Below are 18,452 nucleotides of genomic sequence, written 5' to 3' on the forward strand. Positions count from 1 at the left end.
AGAGAGATCATGGCTAACCGTTTAAATAACGATTTTCAGTTTGTCGATGTGGGTCGCCAAGACCCACAGAAGAAAGATGCCCGCGCCCGTGCTAAAGAGTTTGCGGAAATTTACGAACCGTTCAAACCCACTGATGCGGCCAGTCAGGCGCACCGCTGCCTGCACTGCGGTAATCCGTACTGTGAGTGGAAGTGCCCGGTGCACAACTACATTCCTAACTGGCTACAGCTGGTGGTGGAAGGCAACATCATTGAAGCTGCGGAGCTTTCCCACAAAACCAACTCGCTGCCCGAAGTGTGTGGCCGGGTGTGCCCGCAGGATCGCTTGTGTGAAGGCGACTGCACGCTAAATGACGGCTTTGGTGCGGTAACCATTGGCTCGGTGGAGAAGTACATTACCGATACCGCGTTTGCCATGGGCTGGCGACCGGATATGTCCAAGGTGGTATGGAGTGATAAAAAAGTCGCCATCATTGGCGCAGGCCCGGCGGGCCTCGGCTGTGCGGATATTTTGGCCCGTAACGGCGTGAAGCCAGTGGTATTTGATAAGTACCCGGAAATTGGTGGCCTGCTGACCTTTGGTATCCCCGAGTTCAAGCTGGAAAAGAGCGTGATGGAGCGCCGCCGGGCGGTATTTGAGGAGATGGGCGTCGAGTTCCGCCTGAATACCGAAATCGGCACCGATATCGAGTTTGAGACCCTAATGCAGGAGTACGACGCGGTCTTCCTGGGCATGGGGACTTACAAGTACATGGAGGGCGGCTTCCCAGGTGAAGATCTGCCGGGCGTGTACAAGGCCCTGGATTTCCTGATTGCCAACGTTAACCGCTGCCTGGGCTTTGAAAAAGATCCCAACGATTACATCTCCATGGAGGGTAAGCGTGTGGTAGTGCTGGGCGGCGGCGATACGGCGATGGACTGTAACCGTACCTCGATTCGTCAAAGCGCCACTAGCGTGACCTGTGCGTACCGTCGTGACGAGGGCAATATGCCCGGTTCACGCCGCGAAGTGGCCAATGCCCGTGAAGAGGGCGTGGAGTTTCTGTTCAACCGTCAGCCAGTCGCGGTTGTCGGTGAAGAGAAGGTCGAGGGCGTTAAGGTTGTGCGCACCCGCCTGGGTGAGCCGGACGAAAACGGCCGTCAGCGGCCTGAAGTAGTGCCCGGCTCTGAAGAGATTATTGCGGCAGACGCCGTGATCATCGCCTTCGGTTTCCAGGCCAGCCCAGCGCCGTGGTTCGATAGCGCCAACATCCAGGTCGATGATCGCGATCGCGTTACCGCGCCAGAGCACGGCCAGTACGCGTTCCAAACCAGCAACGAAAAAATCTTTGCCGGTGGCGATATGGTGCGCGGCTCTGACTTGGTGGTCACGGCGATTTACGAAGGCCGCCAGGCGGCGGAAGGTATTCTGGATTACCTGGGCGTGTAGCTCGCGTCTGAGGCATTGAGCAGCACCAGGGATAGGTCGTAGCGAGGGTCTTTTGTCATGGCCGGAAAATGTTCCCAACAATTCCGGCATTTCCTCCATCCATGGCGGTCAGATGACAAAAGTAGCGCCCAGGGATGGGTTCACAGCGCCCTCGCGGAGACCTATCGCTGGTGCGGATGCACAAGTGTGACTGAGCTGAGTAGTTTTGGCTGCTCAGTTCAAATTGAGCCTTAGGTCGTAATCTGCTAGTCTGTCGACCCATCCTGGCGTGGCTTTCTGCCGTGCCTTCTGATCACGTTTCGACAGGTTATCCATGACACGATATATCTTCGTGACCGGCGGCGTTGTGTCCTCTCTTGGCAAGGGCATCGCCTCCGCCTCGCTTGCGGCGATTTTAGAGGCCCGCGGCCTTAAGGTCACCATGCTCAAGCTCGACCCGTACATCAACGTGGATCCGGGCACCATGAGCCCCTTCCAGCACGGTGAGGTGTTCGTCACCGAAGATGGCGCCGAAACCGACCTTGATCTCGGCCATTACGAACGCTTTATCCGTACCAAAATGACCCAGCGCAACAACTTTACGACCGGTCGTGTCTACGAACACGTACTGCGTAAAGAGCGCCGTGGCGACTACCTAGGCGGCACCGTTCAGGTGATCCCGCATATCACTGATGAGATCAAGCAGCGCGTGTACGCGGGCGGCGAAGGCTTTGATGTAGCGCTGGTAGAAATTGGCGGTACCGTCGGTGATATCGAATCGCTACCCTTCCTGGAGTCGATTCGCCAAATTCGTAGCGAGCAGGGCGCCAACCGCGCGCTGTTTATGCACCTGACCCTGGTGCCCTACATCAAAACGGCGGGTGAGACCAAAACCAAACCGACCCAGCACAGCGTCAAAGAGCTGCGCTCTATCGGTATCCAGCCGGATATTCTGATTTGCCGCAGCGAAGTAGAGCTCGAAGAGAGCGAGCGGCGCAAAATCGCCCTGTTCACCAACGTCGAAGAGCGTGCCGTGGTACCGCTTCAGGATGCCGATACGATTTATCGCATTCCATTGATGCTCCACGAACACGGCCTGGACGAGATCGTTTGCGACAAGCTGCGCCTTGAAGCCCCGGAAGCGGATTTGTCCGAGTGGGTGAAGGTGCTGGATGCCAAGCTCAACCCGCTCAAATCGGTCAGCATTGCCATGGTCGGTAAGTACATGGAGCTGCTGGATGCCTACAAGTCGCTCAACGAAGCGCTGATTCACGCCGGTATCCAGGGCCGTATCAAGGTCAACGTCGACTATATTGACTCTGAAGATATCGAGCGCCACGGCACCGAGCGACTGGCGGGTAAAGACGCCATTCTGGTGCCCGGTGGCTTTGGCGAGCGCGGCGTAGAAGGCAAGATTATGACCGCTCAATTCGCCCGCGAAAACAACGTGCCCTATTTAGGCATTTGCCTGGGCATGCAGGTAGCGGTGATTGAGTTCGCCCGTAACGTAGCAGGCTGGAAGGATGCCAACTCTACTGAGTTCACCCACGACACCCAGCATCCGGTTGTCGGCTTGATTACTGAGTGGCTGAGCCCGGAAGGCAAAATCGAGCTGCGCGATGCGGCGTCCGATTTAGGTGGCACCATGCGTTTAGGTGGCCAGGTTTGCCACTTGGCATCGGGTTCTAAAGCACGCGAGGCCTATGGCTCCGAAGAGATTGTGGAGCGCCATCGCCACCGCTTTGAGGTTAATAACCAGTTTATCGATGAGCTTGAAAAAGCCGGGCTGGTTATCTCGGGTAAGAGCGTTGATCAGTCGCTGGTGGAAATGGTCGAGTTGGCGGATCACCCCTGGTACGTGGCCTGTCAGTTCCATCCAGAGTTCACGTCGACGCCCCGTGATGGACACCCACTGTTCTCGGGCTTTGTTAACGCCGCCCTGGATCACAAAACAGCGCGTAGTCGTGCCCATGCGAATGCGCAGGAATAAGAGGGCAAAAGCATGGCTTCTCAAGACCGTTCTCAAGAGCCGTCTCAAGATGGATCGCAAGAGCGTCATATTAACGTTGCCGGCTTAACCGCCGGCAATTCCTTGCCGCTAATGTTGTTGGGCGGTATGAACGTGCTGGAGTCTGCGGATCTTGCCGACGAAGTCGCCCAAGCCTACGTTACGGTGACCCAGAAGCTAGGGTTGCCCTATGTTTTCAAGGCTAGCTTCGATAAAGCCAACCGCAGCTCCATCCACTCCTACCGTGGCCCAGGTATCGAGAAAGGGCTGCAGATTCTTGCCGATATCAAAGCCCGCCACAACGTGCCGATCATTACCGATGTGCACGAACCCTGGCAGGCGCAAGCAGCCGCTGAAGTGGCTGATATTATCCAACTGCCGGCTTTTTTGGCTCGCCAAACCGATTTGGTGGTTGCCATGGCCAAAACCGGCGCCGTCATCAATATCAAAAAGCCGCAGTTTTTGGCGCCCCATGAAATGCGCCATATCCTCAGCAAGTTCCAGGAAGCGGGTAACGACCAACTGATGCTCTGCGAGCGTGGCTCAAGCTTTGGTTATAACAACCTGGTTGTGGATATGCTCGGCTTTGGTGATATGAAGCAGACCGGCTATCCGGTATTTTTTGATGTGACCCATGCGCTGCAACGTCCCGGTGGGCGGGCCGACAGTGCAGACGGGCGCCGCGCGCAGGTGGCGGAGTTAGCGCGTGCAGGTGTGGCTGTCGGCCTTGCCGGGCTGTTTTTAGAGGCCCACCCTGACCCAGACAACGCCAAGTGCGATGGCCCCTGTGCACTACCGCTGGATCAACTAGAGCCGTTTTTAACTCAGCTTGTGCAGCTTGATGCGCTGGTCAAAGGGTTTGAACCACTAACAATTCGCTAAGCTGTTTTTGCTAATCAGAGCGTCGTTGAGTAGGGCGTTATATTAATAACTTTATCTAACTAACAGGAAAGGACACTGCCATGACCAAAATTGTTGCTATCAGTGCGTTGGAAGTGCTGGATTCACGCGGTAACCCCACCGTGCAGGCGCATGTGCGCCTTGCCAGTGGTGCTGTCGGCGAAGCCTGTGCACCCAGTGGTGCCTCGACCGGCTCCCGAGAAGCGTTAGAGCTGCGCGACGGCGATAAGTCACGCTACCTGGGAAAGGGCGTGCTGAAAGCAGTTGATGCGGTCAATGGCAAAATTCGTGATGCGCTGCTGGGTATGGATGCGCGCGATCAGCGCGGCCTGGACGATGCCATGCTGGCGCTGGACGGCACCGAGAACAAAGCGAATCTGGGTGCGAATGCGATTCTAGCGGTTTCCCTGGCCGCTGCTAAAGCCGCCGCTAACGCCAAAGGCGTGCCGCTGTATGCCCATATTGCCGAGCTTTATGGTCAGCCGGGCCAATACAGCATGCCGGTACCAATGATGAATATCATCAACGGCGGTGAGCACGCCGATAATAACGTCGATATTCAGGAGTTTATGGTGCAGCCAGTGGGCGCACCTAACTTCCGCGAAGGGCTTCGCATGGGGGCAGAAATTTTCCACGCGCTGAAAAAAGTGCTCTCGGCGAAAGGCCTCTCCACCTCCGTCGGTGACGAGGGCGGCTTTGCGCCTAACCTGGCGTCAAACGCTGATGCGCTGGCGGTGATTAAACAGGCCGTGGCAGATGCAGGTTACGTACTGGGTAAGGACGTTACCCTGGCGCTGGATTGTGCTTCCTCCGAATTCTATAAAGATGGCCAGTACAACCTTTCCGGTGAAGGTAAAAGCTACGACGCTCAAGGCTTTACCGATTACCTGGCAGGCCTGTGTGCGGACTATCCCATTGTCTCTATTGAAGACGGCATGGATGAGTCGGACTGGGCGGGTTGGAAAGCGCTGACGGATAAGCTGGGTGACAAAGTACAGCTCGTGGGCGATGACCTCTTCGTCACCAACACCAAGATTCTCAAGCGCGGTATTGATGAGCAGATTGGTAACTCTATCTTGATCAAGTTTAACCAGATCGGCTCGCTCTCCGAGACGCTGGATGCCATCAAGATGGCTCAGGATGCGGGTTTTACGGCGGTTATTTCCCACCGCTCCGGCGAAACCGAAGATACCACCATTGCCGATTTGGCAGTGGGTACCTGTGCCGGGCAGATCAAAACAGGTTCTCTGTGCCGCTCCGACCGGGTTGCCAAGTACAACCGTTTGCTGGTGATTGAAGCGGAGCTTGGAGACGTAACCTACCCAGGTTTGAAGGCAATTAAGGGGCAGTAAAAACCAATTGCGAGCGAATTTTTAGAGGCACTTGTAAGAGATGTCTCAAAATTTTGTAAGAGATATCTTACAAATGCCGACGAAATTCGCTCGTTTTGGGTAAGAAATTGCCTAATTTTTCACTAATTTAACTTTAAGTAATTGTTTTTATTGCATTTTATAAAATAAGGCGAGCCGCAAAGGCTCGCCTTTTTGCATTTTGGCTTTGTTGAGAAGCCGCTGTGATATGCCACAATACATTCAGGACTAGGGGAGGCAAGGACGCTTCAGTCAGGATGCAGCGGGATGTAGGTCAGATGCGCCGGGTGATACAGTGAGGTAAGTCCCGGCAAGGATGTCATCTGAGGAGGTTGATCCAGGGAGTGGTCAGAGGAAGTGCTTGGAGCGGGCGGCCTACGGGCCGCCTTTTTTTGTCTGGGGGTTGGGACAACACACTTTTGACGACCCACTGTCGGCAACACAATAAAAAAACCAGCGTGGTCGCTGGTTTTAAAGAGAAGTGCTGATGAATGAACCGCCAGCCTTAGCGCTCTAATTTCTCAAGCTTACCTGGCTTGCCATCCCACTCTTCGGCGTCCGGCAGTGGATCTTTTCTTTCGGCAATGTTCGGCCACACTTCGGCCATTTCAGCGTTAATCTCGATAAAGGCCTCTTGCCCATCCGGCAACTCATCCTCGGAGAATATCGCCTCGGCGGGGCACTCGGGCTCACACAGCGCGCAGTCGATACACTCGTCCGGATGAATGACCAGGAAGTTCGGGCCCTCGTAGAAACAGTCGACCGGGCAGACTTCCACACAGTCGGTGTATTTGCACTGGATGCAGTTCTCGGTAACGACAAACGTCATCTTGCTATCCCTCTTGCAGGGCCGGGGTGCTCCCAGCCATGGTCAATCGTGAATGGTTATAAATCAGCCGTTTTTTATAAGCTAAAAGTTTGAGCGACATTCTAGAGGTGCGCTTACCCCGCGGCAAGCGCCATATGATTCCTGAGCTATCTCTGTGGGTAGCAATGCCAGTACAGGTTTCCGCGAGGGCGCTGTGACCCCGTCCGTGGGCGCTACTTTCGACGGTTCTGTCGAAAGACCCTCGCTCCAACCTGCAATGGCAATAGAAGCTCACTTATGGCCTTCCAAGTTTATGAGTACTATTAGATCAGGTCTCGCCACTGATACAACAGTGACAATGCTTCCCGCGGTGTTAAATCATCTATATCGACGTTTTCCAACGCCTCGACCACCGGATGCGGCGCGGCGGCGAACAGATCGTTTTGCTGGGGAGCGGTTCTTGGCGCCTGCGCCGTGTTATCTACATCGCGCTGTTCCAGGGTCATCAGCTTTTCACGGGCGCGTTTGATCACGTGACCAGGAACCCCCGCTAACTGCGCCACCTGTAAGCCGTAACTTTGGCTTGCCGGGCCTGCCTCTATGCGGTGCATAAACACAATGCTATCGCCATGCTCGGTGGCCGTGAGGTGAATATTGGCCACGCCTTCCATATGCTCAGGCAGCGCCGTCATTTCAAAGTAGTGGGTCGCGAATAGGGTTAGCGCACGCCCCTTGGCGAGATGCTCCGCACTTGCCCAGGCCAGGGATAAACCGTCAAAGGTGCTGGTGCCACGGCCAATCTCATCCATCAGGATCAAACTTTGCTGGGTGGCGTTGTGCAGAATATTGGCGGTTTCAGTCATCTCCACCATAAAGGTAGAGCGTCCGCCCGCCAAGTCATCCGATGAGCCAATGCGGGTAAATATTCGATCCAGTGGGCCGATCTCTGCGGCATCTGCGGGCACGAAGCTACCGCAGTGGGCCAGTAGGGCGATGAGCGCCGTCTGACGCATATAGGTCGATTTACCGCCCATATTGGGGCCAGTAATAATTAACATATGCTGGTCAGGATTGAGTGCCACGTCGTTAGGCACAAAGGGCGTCTCGCTCACCTGCTCGACCACCGGGTGACGCCCCGCGTTGATTTGAATGCCGGTGGTTTCCGTGAGTGTCGGGCGCACCCAATTTAGCGCCTCGGCGCGTTCGGCAAAGGCGCACAGAACGTCCAGCTCCGCCAGGGCTTGGGAGGTGCTCTGTAGCGCGTGAAGAGTATTGTTGAGATCGCCCAGTAGGCGGTCATAGAGCCATTTTTCACGGGTGAGCGCTCGTGACTTGGCCGACAGCGCCTTATCTTCAAACTCTTTGAGCTCGGGAATAATAAACCGCTCAGCGTTTTTTAGCGTTTGACGGCGGATATAGTCGGCAGGCGCCTGCTGAGCCTGGGAGCGCGGCAGCTCGATAAAGTAGCCGTGTACCCGGTTGTAGCCCACTTTGAGGTTGGCAAGGCCCGTGCGCTCGCGCTCGCGAAGCTCTAGCTGAATAAGGTAGTCACCAGCGTTCTCGGCCATGCCACGATGCTCATCGAGCTCAGCATCAAAACCGTCGGCAATCACACCGCCATCACGGATCACCACCGGCGGGTTTTCCACCAGCGCGCGGCTGAGCATATCGGCCATTTCCGGGTAGGGGCGAATATGCGGGCGCAGGTTGTCCAAAGCGCTGCCGCTCTCTACCTCGCTGAGCTGCTGCTCCAGTTCCGGCAGCGTTACCAAGGCATCGCGCAGGCGCGCCAAATCTCGTGGGCGAGCGCTATACAAGGCTACGCGAGCGAGAATGCGCTCCACGTCGCCCACCGCGCTTAACGTTTCGCGCAGTGGCATATAGGCGGCATCCAGGCTTAACAGCGCCACACCTGCATGGCGCCCCTGCACGATGTCGCGTTGGCGTAGCGGGCGGTTGAGCCAGCGCTTGAGCAGCCGCGAACCCATGGCGGTGGTGCAGGTATCCAGCACGCTGGCCAGGGTGTTATCGCTGCTGCCGCCCAGGTTGATATCGATTTCCAGATTACGGCGGCTGGCAGCGTCGATCACCACCGCATCATCGCGGTTCTCAACGCTGATGGCGGTCACGTGGGGCAGGCGCGAGCGCTGGGTATCCCGGGCATAGTCGATCAGTACCCCCGCAGCAATCAGCGCCGTGGTTAAGTGCGCGCAGCCAAAGCCGCGTAAATCCTGCACTTCAAACTGGTCGCAGAGGCTGCGAGTAGCGCTCTCCAAGTCAAACAGCCACTCCCCCTGGCGGCGCAGGCTGCGCTTTTGCGACCAGGCATCGGGTAGCGTCAGACTTTCGGGCACCAGCAGTTCGGCGGGGGAGAGGCGTGTGAGCTCTGCCAGCATCTCCGCTTCGCTCTCCACTTCCAGCACGTTAAAACGCCCGCTGGAGAGCTCCAGCCAAGCAAGGCCCCAGCGCTCTTTTCCTGGGGCAACGGAGACCAAGACGTTGTCACGACGTGCATCGAGCAGCGCTTCATCGTGGAGCGTACCGGGGGTGACGATACGCACCACCTGGCGCTCGACGGGGCCTTTGCTGGTGGCGGGATCGCCAATCTGTTCACAAATAGCCACCGACTCGCCGCCAGCGACCAGGCGCGCGAGATAACCCTCAGCGCTATGGTAGGGTACGCCCGCCATGGGAATCGGTTTGCCGCCCGACTGGCCGCGCTGGGTAAGGGTAATATCCAGCAGTGCGGCGGCGCGCTTGGCATCGTCGAAAAACAGTTCGTAAAAATCCCCCATGCGGTAGAACAGCAGTACCTCGGGGTGCTCGCGTTTGATCTTTAAATACTGGGTGATCATTGGCGTGTTGGGGGGAATGGCCTGTGACATGGGCGTCCTGGTTGAGCGTGGCGCAAGCCATCTCGGCTTACGGCATGGGCAATTTCTTTAAGCAAGCTAAACGCAGTATTCTACGCTGAACAGACGACACACTTGAAGGAGCGACGATAGTGCCCAGCGAAACTAGCCTGAAAAATCTTGATTTAACCCTGTTGGCTCAGCGGCTAGGGCGGCTGTGTAAGCAGTTGGATGTGGAAGTGACCGCCGCGGAGTCATGCACAGGGGGCGGCATTGCCAGCGCTATCACCTCCACTGCGGGAAGCTCTGCTTACTTTACGACCGGCTATGTGACCTATTCGAATGCGGCTAAAACACGCTTGTTAGGCGTGCCTGACGCCACGCTGGCCGAGCACGGTGCGGTAAGCGAAGAAGTGGTTAATGCCATGGTCGCAGGGGCCTGCCGTGAAAGTGGTGCAGGATTGGCCGTTGCCGTTAGCGGCGTGGCTGGCCCGGATGGCGGCAGCGATGCGAAGCCAGTGGGGACGGTTTGGCTGGCCTGGGGAGATAGTGCTGCCCAGGAGGCTGAGTGTTTTCACTTCCCTGGCGATCGCCAGGCTGTTCGAGAGCAGGCGGTACGTCAGGCCTTGGTAGGGCTGGTGGCGCGCCTGAATGAGCGGGAAAAGGCGAGCAAGACGCACTAGTGGTAAGGAAAAGTCGCTTATCCAGAAAGGCGCATAAGAAAATAGATGAGAGAAAGCGTGATCAAGGATTTGTTTACGGCGTAATCTTTGGCATACTACTGGCTAATTATACAGCTTGTTATGAGGAATCACTGCATGGCTCAGGATGACAACCGCACTAAAGCGCTAAACGCTGCACTCACCCAAATCGACCGTCAGTTTGGCAAGGGCACCGTCATGCGTCTCGGCGACGCGCCGCGTGTCGTCATGCCGTCGGTTTCCACCGGTTCATTGGGTCTGGATATCGCCCTTGGTATCGGCGGCCTGCCGTTTGGCCGCGTGTGCGAAATCTTTGGCCCGGAGTCGTCGGGTAAAACCACCCTGACCCTCTCGGTGATTGCTCAGGCGCAAAAACAAGGCAAAGTGTGTGCCTTCGTGGACGCCGAGCATGCCCTTGACCCCAGCTACGCCGAAAAGCTGGGCGTTAACCTGGATGACCTGTTGGTTTCCCAGCCGGACACCGGCGAGCAGGCGCTTGAAATTACCGACATGCTGGTTCGCTCCGGCGGTGTTGATGTAATTGTTATCGACTCGGTCGCGGCGTTGACGCCGCGTGCTGAAATAGAAGGCGAAATGGGTGACTCCCACGTCGGCCTGCAAGCGCGTTTGATGTCTCAGGCGCTGCGTAAAATCACTGGTAATATCAAGAACGCCAACTGCCTGGTGATCTTCATCAACCAGATCCGCATGAAAATTGGTGTCATGTTTGGTAGTCCTGAAACCACCACGGGGGGGAACGCGCTTAAGTTCTACTCCAGCGTGCGTTTGGATATCCGCCGCACCGGCTCGGTGAAAGTGGGTGATGAAGTCACTGGTAACGAAACCCGCGTGAAAGTAGTCAAAAACAAGGTGGCGCCGCCGTTCCGTCAGGCTGAGTTCCAGATTCTATACGGCAAGGGGATCTATCACGCCGGTGAGGTCATTGATCTGGGCGTGCAGTGCAACCTCGTCGACAAAGCCGGTGCCTGGTACAGCTATAAAGGTAAGAAAATCGGTCAGGGTAAAGCCAATTCAGCGCTCTACCTGGAAGAGCACCCCGAAATTATGCTCGAAATCGAAACGCAGATTCGTGAGCAGCTCTTGGCCAAGCCTGATCCTAAAAAGGAGAAGGAAGATGCGCCTGCCGAAGCAGCAGCAGAATTGGATGCGGGCGATGACGATCTGCTCTAAGACGATGCTAGCGAAGCCGATATTAGCGAAGAGCATCTGATGGCCTTTAGCTCCCAGCGCGATGCCACACCCCGTGACATCGCCATTGGCTTACTGGCTCGGCGCGAATACTCCCGCGCCGAGCTTGCCCAGCGGTTGAAGAAAAAAGCCTTCGACGATGCGGCTATCGATGAGTGCTTGGACTCCTTGGTTGAGCAGGGACTGCAGTCTGACGCGCGCTTTGCGGCTAGTTTCGTACGCACGCGTATTCTGCGTGGCCAAGGCGTTATTCGTATTAAAGGCGAGTTGCGCCAGCGCGGCGTTGACCAGGAGACCCTTACCACCGCTTTTGAAGAGGTGGAGGAGGGCGAGCAGGTCGACTGGTTTGAGCTAGCCCGGGAAACCCTGGCGCGGCGTTTTGATAGCCCTGGTGATTCCCCAAAAGAGCGCGCTAGACGCGAGCGCTTTCTCGCCAACCGCGGCTTCGATTTTGAGCAAATTCGCTACGCGCTCTCCTGCCTCTAATACGTTTTCTACAGCCCGTAACCCTTCCCCTCTTACATTTCTAATAGCGCTCTAATACGCTTGTTCATCTGGCTGTCCACACAGCTGTTTGCCATTCTGCCACTAAGTCCGGCTTTAGTCGTTTGACAACTGCGCTATAATGGCTGCTTTGCGACCCCTGAGGGTAGCGGTGACAGCGCCCTGGGACATCACGCTTTCTTGTTACGGATACCCTATGAAGAGCGCAGAACTCAGACAGGCCTTTCTTGAATACTTTGCAGAGCAGGGGCACACCATCGTGCCAACAGGGTCATTGGTGCCTGGCAACGATGCCACCCTACTGTTCACGAATGCAGGTATGGTGCCTTTTAAAGACGTCTTTTTAGGCCGCGACCCGCGCCCCTATGTGCGGGCGACTTCCGCCCAGCGCTGCGTGCGAGCCGGTGGTAAACATAATGATTTAGACAACGTGGGCTATACCGCGCGCCACCATACCTTTTTTGAAATGCTGGGCAACTTCAGCTTCGGTGATTACTTCAAGCACGACGCCATTCGTTTCGCTTGGCAGTTTCTCACTGAGCGGCTTGGGCTGCCTGCAGACAAACTATGGGTTACCGTCTTTACGGAAGATGACGAGGCCTACAACATTTGGGCTGACGATATTGGCGTGCCTCACGAGCGCATTGCGCGTATCGGAGCAAAGGATAATTTCTGGCAGATGGGTGATACCGGTCCTTGCGGCCCCTGTTCGGAGATCTTTTTTGATCACGGCCCTGAAGTGTGGGGTGGCCCGCCGGGAACGCCGGAAGAGGACGGTGATCGTTTTATAGAAATCTGGAACCTGGTCTTCATGCAGTTTGATCGTGATGCCCAGGGCACGCTCAACCCGCTGCCGAAACCCTCTATCGATACCGGTATGGGCTTGGAGCGTGTCGCCGCTGTCATGCAAGGCGTGCACTCCAACTACGAGATAGACCTGTTCCAGAATCTGTTGAAAGCCGCTGCCAAAGCGACCGGGCACCCGGACACCTCGACACCTTCGCTGCGCGTCATTGCCGACCATATCCGCTCCTGCGCCTTTCTGATTGCCGATGGCGTACTGCCTTCCAACGAAGGGCGTGGCTATGTGCTGCGTCGGATCATTCGCCGTGCGATTCGTCACGGCCATAAGTTGGGTGCGGTAGAACCGTTCTTTCATAAGTTGGTGGCAGCGCTGGACGCTGAGATGGGCGATGCCTATCCGGAACTGCGTGAAGCGAGCGATCAAATCGCCCGCGTGCTGCTAAAAGAAGAGGAGCAGTTCGCACGCACCTTGGATCATGGTATGGGGCTTTTGAATGCGGCCTTGGCTGAGTTGGACGGCAAGGTGCTGCCGGGTGAGACCGTCTTCAAGCTTTACGATACCTATGGTTTTCCGTTCGACCTCACCGCCGATGTGTGCCGAGAGCGTGGCGTTACCCTGGACGAAGAGGGCTTTCAGCAGGCTTTAGAGGCCCAGCGTGAGCGTGCACGGGCGGCCAGCCAGTTTGGAGCCGACTATAGCGCCTCTATCGAGTTGGAGGGTGAGACGGCCTTTACCGGCTACGACCGTTTGGAAGACCAGGCCAAGGTTACCGCGCTGGTCGACAGCGAAGGCAACGCCCTGGCCACTCTGGAGGCGGGGCAGAAGGGCATCGTGGTACTGGATCGCACGCCATTTTATGGCGAGTCTGGTGGGCAGGTGGGCGATACGGGCTACCTGTATGTCGATGGTGGTCGTTTCCAGGTTACCGATACCCAAAAGAGTAGTGGTCATCATCTGCACCAGGGCATGATGGTCGAAGGCTCGCTAAGCATTGGTGCCAGCGTGCGCGGTGAAGTAGACGCCAGTCTCCGCACTGCCACCCTCCGCAATCACTCGGCCACCCACCTGCTGCATCAAGCGCTGCGCATGGTGCTGGGTGACCACGTGCAGCAGAAAGGCTCGTTGGTCAACGCCGAGCGGCTGCGTTTCGACTTTAGCCACTTCGAGCCGATGACTCCCGAACAACTGGAAGAAGTCGAGCGTCTGGTCAACGAGCAGATACTGGCTAACGCGCCCACCAAGGTCGAGCAGATGAGCCTCGATCAAGCCAAGGCCAAGGGGGCGGCAGCGCTGTTTGAGGCCAAGTACGCCGAGAATGTGCGTGTGCTGACCATTGGTGCCGACGACTTCTCTATCGAGTTGTGCGGTGGTACCCACGTGGCGCGCAGTGGCGATATTGGCTGCTGTCATGTGATGAGCGAGGTAGGTATTGCTTCCGGCGTGCGCCGTATTGAAGCGATCACCGGCGAAAATGCGCTGGCCTACTTCCGCGAGCAGGAAGCCCGCCTTGAACGCTTAGGCGAGCGTTTGAAGACCAAGCCTGAGCAGGTTGAAGCCCGGGTAGAGTCACTGGTTGAGCGTAACCGCAGCCTGGAAAAAGAGCTTGAGCAGCTCAAAGCCAAGCTGGCCAGCGCCGCGGGTAGCGACATGCTCAGCCAGGTACAAGAGATCAACGGCGTTAAGCTGCTGGCGACACAGTTGGATGGCGTGTCGGGCAAAGATCTACGTGGCATCCTTGATCAGCTTAAAAACAAGCTAAGCTCCGGAGTGATTATCCTCGGCGTTGCTGACCAGGCGGCGGGCAAAGTAAGCCTGATCGCTGGGGTAACCCAAGACCTGACCGGTCGAGTGAAAGCCGGTGAGCTGGTGAACCATGTTGCCTCGCAGGTGGGAGGAAAGGGCGGAGGCCGCCCCGATATGGCTCAAGCGGGAGGTAGTCAACCCGACGCCTTGCCGGATGCGTTGAAGAGCGTACCGGTATGGTTGGAAAACGTACTTAGCTAAACCTCTGGGCCGGTGGCATTATTGTCACCGGCCTTATTTATTTAAATACAACTTCACCCTCCATTCCCGAACGCATAGGAAAAACGGCATATGGCACTATACGTACAGAAGTTCGGCGGCACTTCGGTGGGCTCTGTCGAGCGTATCAAGGCCGTAGCGGAAAAGGTTAAGGGTTTCCGCGACCAGGGGCATCAGGTAGTCGTCGTGGTCTCCGCCATGAGCGGCGAAACTAACCGCCTTACCGATATGGCGCAAGCGCTGAATGAAGATCCCGCGCCGCGTGAGATGGATATGCTGCTGTCCACTGGTGAACAGGTGACTATTTCACTGCTTGCCATGGCGCTTCAACAGATCGGCGTGCCAGCCACTTCGCACACTGGCGCTCAGGTAGGTATTCATACCGATAGTGCCTATACCAAGGCACGTATCCAGCGTATTGAAACCGAAGACCTGAAGGCCGATCTGGACGCTGGACAGGTCGTGGTTGTGGCCGGGTTCCAAGGGGTCGATGAAGACGGCAATATTACCACCCTGGGCCGCGGTGGTTCCGACACCACTGGGGTGGCGTTAGCCGCCGCACTAGGCGCCGATGAGTGCCAAATTTACACCGATGTTGATGGGGTTTACACCACCGACCCCCGTGTATGCTCCAAAGCCCAGCGCCTAACGAGTATCACCGTCGAAGAGATGCTGGAGTTGGCCAGTCTCGGCTCTAAAGTGCTGCAGATCCGTGCGGTAGAGTTTGCCGGTAAATACAACGTACCCCTACGGGTGCTGTCTAGCTTTGAAGATGGCCCCGGTACCCTAATTGTCGCAGAAGCAGACCAAGACGAGGACGCTATGGAAGAACCACTGATCTCCGGTATCGCCTTTACCAAAAATGAAGCAAAATTAACCCTGCTTAATACCCCGGACGTGCCAGGCGTTGCATCACGTATCCTGGGCCCGATTGCAGATGCCAATATCGAAGTTGATATGATCGTGCAGAACGTGGCGCCGGCCGGTGACTATACCGACTTTACCTTTACGGTTGCTAAAGGCGATTACAAGGCCACTAAAAAGCTGCTCGAAGAGACGGTGATTCCTGATTTAGGCGGCGGTGAACTGCGTGGCGATGATAATATTGCTAAGGTTTCTTTAGTGGGTGTGGGTATGCGTTCTCATGCGGGTGTCGCATCGAAAATGTTCCGCGTACTCGCCGACGAAAACGTCAATATCCGTATGGTCTCTACTTCTGAGATTAAAATCTCGGTTGTTATTGATGAGAAGCATATGGAACTTGCCGTTAACGCGTTACACAAAGCTTTTGGTTTAGATAAGGCAGATATCGAATCTGAATAACATTTATGCCTTAAACCTTCTACGCTGAAGGGGTACTTACTGCCGTGTGGTGGTGAGCTTTCTTTCAACGGGAGGTATAAGGTGTCATGGAGCCGGAGTCATTGGTGACAGGCAGCACTATGCCGCATAATGGCAGGGTGTTGCCTCCGGCTGACATATCCCGTTGCATAAAACGTCTGAAAAGGAGATCAGCCATGCTCATCCTAACTCGCCGTGTTGGCGAAACCCTGATGATCGGTGATGAAATCACCGTCACCGTGCTAGGTGTGAAAGGCAATCAAGTACGTATTGGTGTTAATGCGCCGAAAGATGTGGCAGTTCACCGTGAAGAGATTTACCAGCGTATTCAGCGTGAAAGAAATAGCGAAGACGAAGTGGAATAAGACTCGCGGGCTCGCAAAATGAACCGATGCTTAAAGCGTAAGCTTATATGTAAGATATGGCCGGTGCGAAAAAAATCCGTAGAAGACTAGACACAAGAAGGCTAAATCGGTAATATTCGCGCCGTGCCGTTAAGGAGAGGTGGCCGAGTGGCTGAAGGCGCTCCCCTGCTAAGGGAGTATAGGGTTTATAGCCCTATCGAGGGTTCGAATCCCTCTCTCTCCGCCAACTGCACGTTAGAAGGTATGCGCCCGTAGCTCAGCTGGATAGAGTACCTGACTACGAATCAGGGGGTCGGAGGTTCGAATCCTCCCGGGCGCGCCACCTTGCTAAAGAAAAGATGTTCGATGAAAGCAGATGGTAGCCATCTGTAAGTTAAAGCGCTTAAGAATGTAAGTGCCAAAAACGTTAGATGTAACATTACGCGCCCGTAGCTCAGCTGGATAGAGTACCTGACTACGAATCAGGGGGTCGGAGGTTCGAATCCTCCCGGGCGCGCCAGATTCCAAAACCCGCTCTCTTCATTGAGGGCGGGTTTTCTGTTTCCAGTCTGAACGCCTATTTCTTACTTTATCGCCTGTTTCCAGCCTGACCGGCTAAGGCTCGCACCCCGGTCTTGCGATCGTGTGTAGCGCCCCCGCTTTGCGGTAGGGCGCTTTTTTTTGCCTGTTGGCTGGTGGGAGGGTCGAAGGTGGTTATGCCAATACGGCGTGCTGTTCGTCGACAATCAGGCTGTCGAGCAGTTGATCCAGTTCAGTGAGCCGCTTCACACGCTGAAAATTCTGTTCAGCTTCACTACTGCCCTGGCGCATTTGGGCGAGCCACTGCTTTACCAGGGAGACCACGACGCGGTCTGGTAGCTGTTGGCGCTGAAGTGCGGCGTACTCTTTGAGCACATTGGCGCGCATTGCCCAGCTGCTTTCTGGCAGTCGCTCGCCGGTTTGCAGCCAGTGGCGGATGCGTGGTGCCAGCCAAGGGTCGGCCAGGGCACTCCGTCCCAGCATTACGTCGCGGCACCCTGACAGAGTGCGGGCTTTCCAGTAATCTTCCAGCGTCCAAATATCGCCGTTGGCGACCACGGGAATGCTCACCTGGCGGCGAATTTTGCCGATCCATTCCCAGTGTGCCGGTGGGCGGTAGCCCTCGTCTCGAGTGCGTGCATGCACCACCAGCTGGGCGGCACCTCCTGCCTCGGTGGCCTGGGCGCAGGTAACCGCCAGGCGGCGGTTCGCGAAGCCCAGGCGAATTTTGGCAGTCACAGGGATTTCCCCCTCTAAAGCGTCATGAACAGCTTTGACCGCTTGATAGACGCGCTCAGGCTGGCGTAGCAGCGAAGCACCGCCGTCGTGACGATTGACCAGCTTGGCGGGGCAGCCAAAATTGAGATCGACGCTCACCGCGCCCAGGCTAAGTGCCTGTCGCGCATTGGCCGCCAGGGCTGCTGGGTCAGAGCCCAGCAGCTGTAAGTGCACGGGAATGCCACTTGGCGTTGCCACAGACGGTTGCGCAAGCTCCGGGCAGTGCTTATAAAACACTCTGGGTGGCAGACGGGTATCAACAACGCGGACAAACTCCGTGACGGTCCAGTCGAATCCCGCATGGCGGGTCAACAGATCGCGGGTCAATGCGTCGATGACACCTTCCATAGGGGCTAGGCCGATTCTGCCGTTATGTAGTAAATTAACAACCATGACTTCCACTATCGCGCCATTGCATTCTATTCTGGGTGTGGCAGGTTAGTGTATTCCTCTTACTGCGCCAAGCGCCTTTCACCGTATTGGCGTAATGATGTGCGTAACAGTGGTGATTGAGCTGTGCTTCAAGACACCTAGCTTCAAGGAGAGCGCCTTATGCAGGATCTGGAACTATTGCAAGATGGATTAACGTTAATGGCGCTCGGAATGGGCGTAGTCTTTGTTTTCCTTACGATTTTGGTCATTAGCGTTACGCTGATGTCGAAGCTTATTGGGCGTTTTCAACCCGTTCCCGCTGCGGTTGATACGAGTAAGAAAGCGTCGCCCTCATCGCCCCCCGCAGCGCAAAATGACGAGGTTATGGCTGTGATCAGTGCTGCAGTGCACCGTTATCGTTCAGCTCGGCGTCGCTAACTTTCTCAATTTTTTTCATTTCAGCCCTCTTTTGGCTATTTTTTTGTTATTTTT

At 56.0% G+C, this 18,452-nt stretch carries 14 protein-coding genes and 3 tRNA genes; 14 read left to right on the forward strand and 3 right to left on the reverse strand.

The features are described from left to right. Positions 1-9: 9 nt before the first annotated feature. The 4 genes from ACFIOZ_RS03645 (at position 10) to eno (ending at position 5,667) form a co-directional block, all read left to right on the forward strand. Positions 10-1,428, forward strand: a complete 1,419-nt coding sequence (locus ACFIOZ_RS03645) for an FAD-dependent oxidoreductase (protein ID WP_386082350.1) — start codon at positions 10-12, stop codon at positions 1,426-1,428. A gap of 313 nt (positions 1,429-1,741) precedes the next feature. Next, a complete protein-coding gene (locus tag ACFIOZ_RS03650; RefSeq protein WP_088700641.1) occupies positions 1,742-3,397 on the forward strand; it encodes a CTP synthase in 1,656 nt (551 codons plus the stop codon). Positions 3,398-3,409: 12 nt separating this feature from the next. Further along, positions 3,410-4,297, forward strand: coding sequence for a 3-deoxy-8-phosphooctulonate synthase (kdsA, locus tag ACFIOZ_RS03655; RefSeq protein WP_386082351.1), 888 nt, complete (start codon positions 3,410-3,412; stop codon positions 4,295-4,297). Positions 4,298-4,377: 80 nt separating this feature from the next. Then, a complete protein-coding gene (gene eno / locus ACFIOZ_RS03660) occupies positions 4,378-5,667 on the forward strand; it encodes a phosphopyruvate hydratase (RefSeq protein WP_386082352.1) in 1,290 nt (429 codons plus the stop codon). 523 nt (positions 5,668-6,190) lie between these two features. Here the strand turns inward: eno and fdxA are convergent. Next, the gene (gene fdxA / locus ACFIOZ_RS03665; RefSeq protein ID WP_007111508.1) at positions 6,191-6,514 is read right to left on the reverse strand and encodes a ferredoxin FdxA; all 324 of its coding nucleotides are present in this window, start codon (positions 6,512-6,514) and stop codon (positions 6,191-6,193) included. A gap of 302 nt (positions 6,515-6,816) precedes the next feature. Then, positions 6,817-9,378 carry a DNA mismatch repair protein MutS gene (gene mutS, locus ACFIOZ_RS03670; RefSeq protein WP_386082354.1) on the reverse strand — a complete coding sequence of 854 codons (2,562 nt, stop codon included), beginning with the start codon at positions 9,376-9,378 and terminating at the stop codon, positions 6,817-6,819. Positions 9,379-9,494: 116 nt separating this feature from the next. Here mutS and ACFIOZ_RS03675 point away from each other — a divergent pair, with 116 nt between their 5' ends. The 9 genes from ACFIOZ_RS03675 (at position 9,495) to ACFIOZ_RS03715 (ending at position 16,791) form a co-directional block, all read left to right on the forward strand. Then, on the forward strand, positions 9,495-10,028 hold the full coding sequence (locus tag ACFIOZ_RS03675) for a CinA family protein (protein WP_386083983.1): 534 nt from the start codon (positions 9,495-9,497) through the stop codon (positions 10,026-10,028). 135 nt (positions 10,029-10,163) lie between these two features. After that, the gene (gene recA, locus ACFIOZ_RS03680) at positions 10,164-11,237 is read left to right on the forward strand and encodes a recombinase RecA (protein ID WP_386082355.1); all 1,074 of its coding nucleotides are present in this window, start codon (positions 10,164-10,166) and stop codon (positions 11,235-11,237) included. Positions 11,238-11,276: 39 nt separating this feature from the next. After that, positions 11,277-11,741, forward strand: coding sequence for a regulatory protein RecX (locus ACFIOZ_RS03685; RefSeq protein ID WP_386082357.1), 465 nt, complete (start codon positions 11,277-11,279; stop codon positions 11,739-11,741). Between the two features lie 214 nt (positions 11,742-11,955). Then, on the forward strand, positions 11,956-14,568 hold the full coding sequence (alaS, locus tag ACFIOZ_RS03690) for an alanine--tRNA ligase (protein WP_386082358.1): 2,613 nt from the start codon (positions 11,956-11,958) through the stop codon (positions 14,566-14,568). Positions 14,569-14,658: 90 nt separating this feature from the next. Continuing rightward, entirely contained in the window at positions 14,659-15,909 is a 1,251-nt protein-coding gene (locus ACFIOZ_RS03695; protein ID WP_386082359.1) for an aspartate kinase, read from the forward strand. Positions 15,910-16,103: 194 nt separating this feature from the next. Next, complete coding sequence (csrA, locus tag ACFIOZ_RS03700; protein WP_088700650.1) at positions 16,104-16,292, forward strand: carbon storage regulator CsrA; 189 nt, start codon at positions 16,104-16,106, stop codon at positions 16,290-16,292. Between the two features lie 133 nt (positions 16,293-16,425). Then, positions 16,426-16,518, forward strand: a tRNA-Ser gene (locus ACFIOZ_RS03705). Positions 16,519-16,537: 19 nt separating this feature from the next. Beyond that, a tRNA-Arg gene (locus ACFIOZ_RS03710) sits at positions 16,538-16,614 on the forward strand. 100 nt (positions 16,615-16,714) lie between these two features. Then, a tRNA-Arg gene (locus tag ACFIOZ_RS03715) sits at positions 16,715-16,791 on the forward strand. 194 nt (positions 16,792-16,985) lie between these two features. Here ACFIOZ_RS03715 and ACFIOZ_RS03720 read toward each other — a convergent pair. Beyond that, on the reverse strand, positions 16,986-17,981 hold the full coding sequence (locus ACFIOZ_RS03720; RefSeq protein ID WP_386082360.1) for a tRNA dihydrouridine synthase: 996 nt from the start codon (positions 17,979-17,981) through the stop codon (positions 16,986-16,988). Between the two features lie 159 nt (positions 17,982-18,140). On the opposite strand from ACFIOZ_RS03720, the gene ACFIOZ_RS03725 reads away from it, so the two are divergent. After that, positions 18,141-18,398 carry an OadG family protein gene (locus tag ACFIOZ_RS03725; protein ID WP_386082361.1) on the forward strand — a complete coding sequence of 86 codons (258 nt, stop codon included), beginning with the start codon at positions 18,141-18,143 and terminating at the stop codon, positions 18,396-18,398. The last annotated feature ends 54 nt before the right edge of the window (positions 18,399-18,452 follow it).

This window comes from Vreelandella sp. F11, assembly GCF_042466685.1.
Taxonomy (GTDB): domain Bacteria; phylum Pseudomonadota; class Gammaproteobacteria; order Pseudomonadales; family Halomonadaceae; genus Vreelandella.